At 37.6% G+C, this 10,102-nt stretch carries 3 protein-coding genes; 2 read left to right on the plus strand and 1 reads right to left on the minus strand.

Features of this window, described 5'->3' with window-relative positions:
• Nucleotides 1-362 precede the first annotated feature (362 nt).
• Nucleotides 363-2,096, minus strand: coding sequence for a trypsin-like peptidase domain-containing protein (locus F6K23_RS22260; RefSeq protein WP_293159899.1), 1,734 nt, complete (start codon nucleotides 2,094-2,096; stop codon nucleotides 363-365).
• A 1,884-nt stretch (nucleotides 2,097-3,980) separates the two neighbouring features.
• Between F6K23_RS22260 and F6K23_RS22265 the strand changes: the two genes are divergently transcribed.
• Both F6K23_RS22265 and F6K23_RS22270 read left to right on the plus strand, forming a co-directional pair.
• Complete coding sequence (locus F6K23_RS22265) at nucleotides 3,981-7,190, plus strand: EAL domain-containing protein (RefSeq protein ID WP_293159901.1); 3,210 nt, start codon at nucleotides 3,981-3,983, stop codon at nucleotides 7,188-7,190.
• Nucleotides 7,191-7,545: 355 nt separating this feature from the next.
• Nucleotides 7,546-8,394, plus strand: a complete 849-nt coding sequence (locus F6K23_RS22270; protein ID WP_293159903.1) for a hypothetical protein — start codon at nucleotides 7,546-7,548, stop codon at nucleotides 8,392-8,394.
• Nucleotides 8,395-10,102 lie beyond the last annotated feature (1,708 nt).

A 10,102-nucleotide genomic window follows, 5' to 3' on the forward strand; every position in this document is an offset into this window, starting at 1 on the left:
TTTTAGTAAACGTTATTTACAGCAAAACATATCAATAATCATAACTTAAATATTTTAATTTTACCACTACCAAATTTCTCTGTAAAAATCGGGAATTACTTTATCTTCTTTAAGTACCTAAACTTGATTTGGGTGCATCTCAATATTTGCAAAAAAATTTTTTTCTTATCAAAATAATGTGGGTGTAAAACCCCGCCTTTTAAGGCGAAATATTTTTGGAGAGTTGCTCACGCATCCCCGTTACAAAAATAACTTCTGACTTCTGACTTCTGACTTCTGACTTCGTTAATCCCTGTTCCCTAAAAGCGATAAATTTTTGGCTTGATTCAGAATTGAGATGCACCCCTTCATTTTTAATGAAATTAAGGAACTTTCCAAATATTAATCTTCCGGTCCCAACCACCGCTAATTATTGTTTGACCATCAGGACTAATTGCTACTGTACTAATATAACTGGTGTGTCCGTTTAAACTACCTTTTAATTTACCTGTACTCAGCTCCCAAAACTTGATGGTTTTATCCCAACTGCTACTAATTAAAGTTTTACCATTAGGAGTAATGACTATTGACCATACTCCGTCTATATGTTCTTTTAAACTATGAATTAATTCATATGTCTGCAAGTTCCAAATGTTAATCGTGCCATTACTACTACTACTAGCTAATATCTGACTATCAGGACTAAAAACTACAGACAAAATTGATAGAGAATTAGTATTTATACTACGAATTAGTTGACCTGTTTGTAGGTTCCATAATTTAATCATATTATCTTTACTACCACTAGCTAGAAATTGACCGTCAGGACTAATGGCGATCGCATTAACAATCTCAGAATGTCCTTCTAAGGTTCGGTTCGACTCTCCACTACCTAAATTCCAAATTTTAATAGTTCGATCCCAACTCCCACTTACCAATGTTTCACCGTCAGGAGCGATCGCTACTGCATCTACCACATCGTTATGTCCAGTGAGAGTCTGTACCAGAGTAATATCAGTTACATTTTTATTTTTGGGTAGTTTCCAAATTTTGATAGTTTTGTCATCACTACCACTGATAACTAACTCTTCATTGGGAGATACTGCCACTGAATTTATTGATTCTGCGTGAGCTTTCCAAATAGCTATGACTTCGCCATTATTAATATCCCTGACTGAAATCATCCCGTTACTACTACCACTGATGATATAGGAATTTAAAGCAACTACAGAATTCACTATTCCACCTACTTCATTAGAAATTGCCTTTGCCAAAGTAAAATTTACGGCAGTTTCTGTTCCATTTTCTTTTGTCGAGATAGTTGTAGAAACAGGGTTTGTTGCTTCTGTTGGAGTAGTTGTAGTTTGAGGTGTCTGGGATTGTTGAGAAATGGTCGGCAACGAAACCTGTTGTCGCCACTGCCAAAAAGTATTAATTTCTATTCCTCCAGAAACGATCGCATCAGAGTTTTCTTGCAATTTGACAATACCGTTAATAGCGACTAGACGACCTTCTGTATCTAGCACTGGTCCGCCACTCATCCCCGCTCTGACTAAATTATCATAAAGTAAACTATAACCACCGATAGGTTGCTGACGCCCTTTGACTACCCCTGGTGTACTCAGAAAAATTCGTTGTTGGAGGTTACTGCCAGAACGTGGCCATCCCCCCACAAAAACTGTTTTTCCCGGAATTAACTGAGTTGGGTCTCCTGTTTCGGCAACAGGGTAATTTTGAGAACTGGTAAATGGCACGACTGCTAAATCTACATTTGGTACTTGTTTAATGAGACTATAGTACACTGGATGCATTTCTCCATCGGGTGTGCGTACTTGATAATCTCCTACTTTATTGACAACGTGCCAGTTGGTGAGTACATAATATGTATCTCCTTGTTTTTCGACAATTACACCTGAACCGCCTCTGTTTGGTCCATCAATTCTAACTGTAATTTCTCCTGCTATTTTGTTAATTTCTGATTCTGTTAAACCAAGAGCAACTTCTGATGCTATTAGTGGCATTAGGGTAGTGATACTAATAATTAAGTTTCTGATATTAATAGTCTTTAGAGGTAAAATACTAATAATAATTATGGTGATGATTTTCTGAAAGTTCATTTTTTTATTTGTCAGCAACAGCTTTTTTGATTCAGATGTTTAATCAAATACTTTACTTCCCAACCGAAGTAGATATTTTATGCCGAATTATGAATATTATTTATAGACATTAGAGTTGTCACTAAATAAAGGGGTAAAATCACTCTAACCTAGACAGAGCAATAATTCCAAGATTTTTACCGAAAAATTGTGGTAAAAATCCTCCCCTTCTAAGGGGATAATAAGCGGTCGTTTGCGCAGCATTCCGTAGGATGGGATGGCGCCATTCGGAGCGGGTCTGCAAGAACGGGTCTCTTCGCCATATCCAATCGACCAAGAGAAGAAAATTTTCATTATTAGTCAATCCTCTTCTTTCAAGGAGAGGTAATTATTCATTATTCATTATTCATTATTCATTATTCATTGTTGAACATCTAATAGCTACAATCCTTACAGAACAAAGTTTTTGGGATTTTTTTAAGTTATAAAGCCACAAGTCTATTATATCATGTATCTATAGCAATAGACAGGTAGGTGAGGACATAGAGTGATGATGAACCTCAGACAGAGAAATGTGGGGTTGCTGAAGCGCGTATATGATATTAATTTTAATTACTTAAAGCGCTTTTCGCTCTTGATGAACCACATCTTCACAAGCAAAATCCTGTAGGGACGTTCCATGGAACGTCCTTACTGTGGTCTACCCAAATGAAAACCGCTGTAGGAGTCAACCCACCCTTGCTCCCAGGAGGGGGAGTCAGATCAAATCCGGTAGCATCGGTGTAATTAGATAGTGAGTAAGGGAGTAGGGGAGTAAGGGAGTAGGGGAGTAGGGGAGTAGGGGATATCTAGAAATATTTGGTAATGGTTGAAGATGGAACATTTTTTACGTGCCGAATTAAACGGATTTGAGATCAGAAGTCAGGAGAAAGAAAGTGCTTTTCGGTCAATTAAGTAAAGACAATATCTAATTTTGCCATCTTTGAATGACTCTTAATTTATCTAAATTACTTATTTCATACCTCCAATCACCAACGCCGGAATTTTTTTTCCCACTGTTACCAGATCCTGTCTTCCCTCACAGGAGTGCGCCTTCCCTCTCTTGGTCGCCATTCCCATGGCGTTTGCGCTTCGCACAACTACGTTTTATATCATGTCCGGTTGAACAGTTATAAATCAATTACAGAGGAGTCAGGATTCAGAAGGACAGTTATAAATCAATTACAGAGGAGTCAGGATTCAGAAGGTAAGAAAGAAGCAACAAAGAAGAAGAAAGAAAGAATAAAGAGGAGGAAAAGGAGAAAGTTTTTTGATCACTAATTATCCGGACATGATATTAGATGTTGCGGAGCAAAACGCTTAACGTCCCGGAGGGACAGGAAACCCGAAAAGTTCAGAGCAGCTTCGCTTTTAATGTTGCGGAGCAAAACGCCTGGTTCCGACTGCTGGCGTCTGTCGCACCCCGTGGGGTCGCACCGCTGTTCCCTACTATATATCTAACCTCCACCATTTATTGTTCCTTCAAGGATTTTCTTGTTTTTTCAAATTTAAAATCTAGATGCAGTTAGTTAATTACTAATAGTTCAATAGCAACTTTTGTGTTCCATAAATTTGGTGGCGCAGTATTACATTCGTCAATCCAAACTAAGGCAAAAATGCTATATATAACTTAAATAGGAGTATCATCAAAGTTCATTTTATTCGGCTCAATCGAAATATTACTAAACGATTGGACTAATAACAGCAATCAAATAGTTTTCAGACCTTTACTATTTGCAAAAAAAATGCTATATGCTCTTATCCCCAAAGCTACTAATTTAATGATGTTTCTAAAATTTAATATTGTAGCCTATAGAAAACATGGATTATAATAAATTAAGCTGATTTTGTTTAAGTGGCTTTTATATGGTGGAGCGAAAACATATCGAGTATCAAAAAATACTAAAATCTAGCAAAGAACTAAATTTGCTAATTGTAGAAGATGTGATGGAAGATTTAGCGCTCATAGTCAACACCTTAAAGTCTAATGGTGTAAAATTTACCTATAATGTTGCAGGCAGTAAACTAAATTACCAAAAATTACTTCAAGATAATGTATATGATGCAATATTGTCAGATTACTATTTAGCCGATTTTGATATCTTCGAGGTACTGACATTACTACAAAAATTAGGACAAGAAGTTCCTGTGATTTTAATCACAGATTGTTTACAGGAAGAAGAAGCTTTTGAATGTTTAAAAGCAGGGGTTGATAATTATATTTTTAAAGATAAATTATTAAGTTTATCTATTATTTTAGAGCGATCGATCGCTGAATTTAGGTTAAAAAAAGAACAGCAACGTGCCATTCTCAAGTTACAAAAACAAGCTCAACAAGAAGCAATTATTAATCGCATTGTTCAAGGAATGCGTAATACTTTATTACTGGATGAAGTGCTACAAAATACTGTTGAACAGTTACATGAGGTTTTGCAAGTTAGTCATTGTATAATTGTCAGGCTGGACTATCAGAAAAACATTAATCTTTGTCACTTAAATAATATGACAGTTGAATGCGATCGTCAAGTGAGTTTTTCTTACGATGTTCATCAATATTATTCAGAGCTACTCGCTAGAGGAGAGCAAGTAAAAATTAGTAAATTCGATACAACTATAGACTCAGAAGTTAAAAATCTTATCGACGAGTTTCAAGTGATTTCAGTCTTGATTACACCCCTGTTGTATCAGGATACTTACCAAGGTGGGATTATTCTAGACCAGTGCGATCAAGAAAGAAAATGGACAGAAGATGAACTATCTCTATTGAAATCAATAGCTGACCATTGTGCTATTGCCATTCATCAAGCTGAACTATATCAACAAGCACAAATTGAAATCGCTGAACGCAAGCGAGTAGAAGAGCATCTACGCAAAAGTCAGGAACGCTATGCTCTTGCAATTGAAGCAAGTCATGTGGGAATTTGGGAATGGGACTTACAAACGAATGCAATTTACCTCGATCCTATATTGAAAGCAATGCTTGGTTATGAAGATTGGGAAGTTAGAAACATGATGGATGATTGGCATCAATTGGTGCATCCAGAAGATAGAGAACAGGTAATGGCAGCAAAAAATGCTCACTTAGCAGGACTGACACCAAAATACGAAATCGAACATAGGGTGCAACATAAAGATGGAAGTTATCGATGGTTTTTTTGTTGCGGAGTTGCTATTCAAAATGAAACCGGAATAACGAACAAAATGATGGGAACAAATACAGACATTACACAATATAAGCACGCAGAAGAAACTGTTATTGCTAGTCAACAGCAGCTTGTAGCTATGATGATGCTTATCCGTAATATTACAGAGTGCAAACAAGCACAACAAGCCTTACGAAATCATGAAGTGAAGTTTCGTGCCCTAATTGAAAATGCTAACGATTTGATTTTGATTATTGATGCTGAGGGAATATCTCGTTATATTAGTCCATCACTAATAAGGGTTTTGGGATATATACCAGAAGAAGCTGTTGGCCAGGGTATCTTCGATCTAATTCATACGGATGATTTATCTCTCATCACCCACACTTTTCACAAAGCAATTGAAAATCCTGGTATTAGTCAACCACCTATTGAGTATAGAGTTAAACATAGTAATGGTTCTTGGTGCTTTTTTGAAGGTGTTGCCACTAACCTTTTACACGACCCAGCGGTAGCAGGTATTATTATTAATAGTCATGATATTACTCAACGCAAGCTAATTGAAGAACAATTAAAACATGATGCACTACACGATCCACTAACCCATCTGCCTAATCGTACTCTATTTATGGATCGTTTGGAGCAAACAATTAAATATGCGGAACGCCGAAACAATTTTTCCTTTGCCGTCCTATTTATAGACCTTGATCGATTTAAAGTTGTTAATGATAGCCTTGGCCATAGCATGGGAAATCAACTGATTATTGCGATCGCTGAACAACTAAAAGCATTACTTTCTCCTGGAGATACAGTTGCTCGTCTTGGTGCAGATGAGTTTGCAATTTTGCTAGAATATATTTCAGGAATTAGTGATGCTACCTGTATTGCTAATCGGATTCACGAACAACTAACTTCACCAATTATTTTAGAAGGAAATGAAGTATTTATTACTGCTAGTATTGGTATTGCTCTCAACTCCCCAAGTATGGGGTCAGCAGAAAATTTTTTACGAGATGCAGAAATAGCTATGCAATCTGCCAAAGATATAGGTAGAGGATGTTATCAAATTTTTTGTACCTCTATGCACACTCAAATTCTGAAACGTTTAAAGTTGGAGAACAATTTACAAAGTGCTCTACAAGCTGTTAAAAATCAACCTACAGCTCAATCTCAATTTTTGCTTAACTATCAGCCAATTGTTTCCCTCGCTACAAACAATATTATTGGTTTTGAGGCCCTAGTGCGTTGGCAACATCCAGAATTAGGTTTAATTTCTCCTGTTGAATTTATTCCTGTGGCAGAGGAAACAGGGTTAATTATACCTCTTGGTTTGTGGGTATTGAGAGAAGCTTGTCGGCAGTTACGTCAATGGCAAAATGAATTTTCCAATAGTTATCCTTTAAAAATGAGTGTTAATTTGTCTGTGAAACAATTTGCTCAAGCAGATTTAATCGAACAAATTGACCAAATTATCTTAGAAACTCAGCTTGATGGTAGTAATTTAAAACTGGAAATTACTGAAAGTGCTTTAATAGAAAATCATGAGTTTGTTGCAGAAAAAATGTCTCAGTTAAGAGCGCGAAATATAGAGTTATGTATTGATGATTTTGGTACGGGATATTCTTCTTTAAGTTATTTACACCGTTTCCCAATGAATACTTTGAAAATCGATCGTTCTTTTGTGAATAGAATAGGTGTTGCTAATATGGTAAGTGAGGGTTCAATTGATCCTACGGAAATTATCCGTTCAATTATTACTTTATCTCACAACTTAGGTATAAATGTTGTAGCTGAGGGAGTGGAAACTACAGAACAAGTTCTTCAACTACAAGCGTTAAAATGTGAATATGCTCAGGGTTATTTATTTTCTAAGCCCCTAGATATGGCAAAAGCAACAAGTTTAATTTCTACAATCAACTCTTCGGAAAAATAGTTATAGCGCGACGCGCAAGTGAGAAGTCAAAAGTTAAAAGTCAAAAAACTTAGCTTTTGACAAGAAGCTTTAAGTAGGGCTTGCTGATTAAATATCAAAGCATTGACTTATATTGGTTGTAGCATTTTTGGTCGAAAAAAGTGCCAGCTTTTCAGCTCAAAGAGCTGCATAAAGCTAGTATTTTGGGACGATTATGGCAGAAAAATCACTCTTACAATTTTTCCGACTACCTCCTCTATAATATTAAATCCAGTTAATTGCACATAGAATCTGATTATATAATATCTGTTTATAATTCTATAATTACATAGTATGATAATGTTTGGATAATTATTTAATTGGTGACAATAATCTCATGAGCAATATTTATGTGTTCCACGAAGGCAGAGGAGACAATGGGTGGCTTTGGTCTAATACCTTTGATGGCTCTGAATGGGTTGGCGATCAAAAAGTACCCAATACAGGTATTACTGCTGGTCCATCAGCAGTAGTATACAATGATCAAATCTATGTGTTCCACCAGGGCATGGAAGATAGTGGCTGGCTTTGGTACAATGTTTTTGATGGCTCTGAATGGGCAGGCGATCAAAAAGTACCCGACACAGGTATCAGCGAGGGTCCATCAGCAGTAGTATACAATGACCAAATCTATGTGTTTCACCAAGGCCGGGGAGATAGTGGCTGGCTTTGGTATAATGTTTTTGATGGTTCTGAATGGGCTGGTGATACCGAGGTTAAGAGAACAGGAATTACTGCCGATCCATCAGCCGTGGTATACAATGACCAAATCTATGTGTTTCACCAAGGTAGGGGAGATAGTGGCTGGCTTTGGTATAATGTTTTTGATGGCTCTGAATGGGCTGGTGATACCGAGGTCAAGAGAACAGGAATGACTGCGGGTCCATCAGCAGTAGTATACAATGACCAAATCTATGTATTTCACCAAGGTAGGGGAGATAGTGGCTGGCTTTGGTATAATGTTTTTGATGGCTCTGAATGGGCTGGTGATACCGAGGTCAAGAGAACAGGAATGACTTCGAGTCCATCAGCAGTAGTATACAATGACCAAATCTATGTGTTTCACCAAGGCCGGGGAGATAGTGGCTGGCTTTGGTATAATGTTTTTGATGGCTCTGAATGGGCCGGTGATAAAGAGGTGCGGGGAACAGGTCTTACTGACGATCCAGATGCTGTTGTCATGTAGGTAAATATTTTCTAGTCTATTACTTGCTTCTGACAAATTATATTGGACATCTCCAGAAAATAAATATTCCTATTCTAGCAAGCATTCTAGAAACGTTTATAGAACCCCCGATCGTATCTTTTGGGGAAAAAGTATATACTTTACGCATCAAGTAGCGTACACCAATTATCATAACCAAGACCAGGGTAAATGCCAGCCTTCAAGTAGTTTAAAAGACAAATAGTGGGTTCTGATTGAGCCATCCCATACCAAAAAAAAAGAAAACTTGTCCCACAAAGTGGAGCAAAAGAGAAATATTATAGCGCTGCACGCAGCTCATCTGGCAACAGGCAACAGCTCCGGAAGGGGGAATAAATTGCTGATAATATAAGACTTTTAGCTATTGGACAATTCCTGCAATTTGTAAATATGCCAGCGCACATTGCTATAGATGGTATTTTGTATCAATTAAAGAATGGTTTTCATTACAGCGCTTTTCAGATGGATGAACCACATCGTCATAACCAAAACCTTGTAGGGGCGAACGGCCGTTTGCCCCTACTGTGGTCTATCGAAATGAAAACCGCTGTAATTGATAATGGATCATGGATAATTGATAATTACCTCGGGTTTTAACCGCTACGGAATTGAATATCAGGAGATATTATTTCTTTTCTTGGTCGATGGTCGGACAGCTCCGAGACCTCGCCATCCCATCCTAACGGACTGCTCCGCAAACGACCGCTGTCTTGGTCGATTGGATATGGCGAGGGGACCTCGCCATCCCTCGACCGCTTTTTTCCCCTATCCAAGGGGAGGCTTCAAGGCGCGAATTATTTAATTATTAATTATTAATTATTAATTATTAATTATTCGGTAATTGGTGTGACTTACCCTGCATACTTGCCCCCTTATTCAACAGTATTTTGGCAGCTACATTCGGTGGCGAGCATCAGGGGTAACCCTTGAATATTAGAGATGTATTGTACTCTCAACTACGCTGCTCAGGTAAAAAAAAAGCGCTCGGGGACAACTCTAATAATTATTGATTCACAACCAGTAAAAAATACTTGCAATGCTGGTATCAAGTCAATCATGATTTTGTTTTGACAAAGCTACCAACGGCATTAAAAGACCGGAGTGCAGTTTTATTGTCTCGGTTTTCCTTCTTGCTCCGTCCTTACTCTGAGGAAACCGAGAGAGCGGGGGGTGCGCTTTTTTTACCCATTGTCAAATGCCATCAGTATGGGATGATGTCGGAAGTATAGAAATGTGATCAGACAATATTGACTACTTTAAATCAATTCCAGTAAACATTCCTAAAATTACTATTTTACTTGCTCATGGATACCAAGAGCGAAAAAATCATACAGGAGTTAAAAAAAATCTATCCTGGGATTATGACCAAAATTCGGATTGTATCTATCAGCAAAACAATCATTGGCACAGAAAAAACAGGAAGGAAAAACAGGGTAAGTTCGGGTCAAAGCAAGGTTGGTCATTGAAAGAACCAATTCCTGGATCAGCAGATGTAAAAGCTTGAGCAAAAACTTTGTTTGCGTTTGCTTGGTGCATCCGGTAGGGAAGCATTCGGCAGGAAAAGTATCCACTCAATATGATGGGGTAGGCAATGATGATAACTGCCAAGGCCAATGAAAGGGATTGATAAAAAAGGGAGCGATCGTATCGGCTCAATCAATCAGGGTAGCCAAAAAAGAATAAAGGATAA

This window comes from Okeania sp. SIO2C9 (assembly GCF_010672455.1).
Taxonomy (GTDB): domain Bacteria; phylum Cyanobacteriota; class Cyanobacteriia; order Cyanobacteriales; family Microcoleaceae; genus Okeania.

Excerpts from the sequence above, each read along its gene's own strand:
- F6K23_RS22260 (WP_293159899.1), bottom strand. The coding sequence starts at position 2,096 with ATGAACTTTCAGAAAATCATCACCATAATTATTATTAGTATTTTACCT.
- F6K23_RS22265 (WP_293159901.1), top strand. The coding sequence starts at position 3,981 with ATGGTGGAGCGAAAACATATCGAGTATCAAAAAATACTAAAATCTAGC.
- F6K23_RS22270 (WP_293159903.1), top strand. The coding sequence starts at position 7,546 with ATGAGCAATATTTATGTGTTCCACGAAGGCAGAGGAGACAATGGGTGG.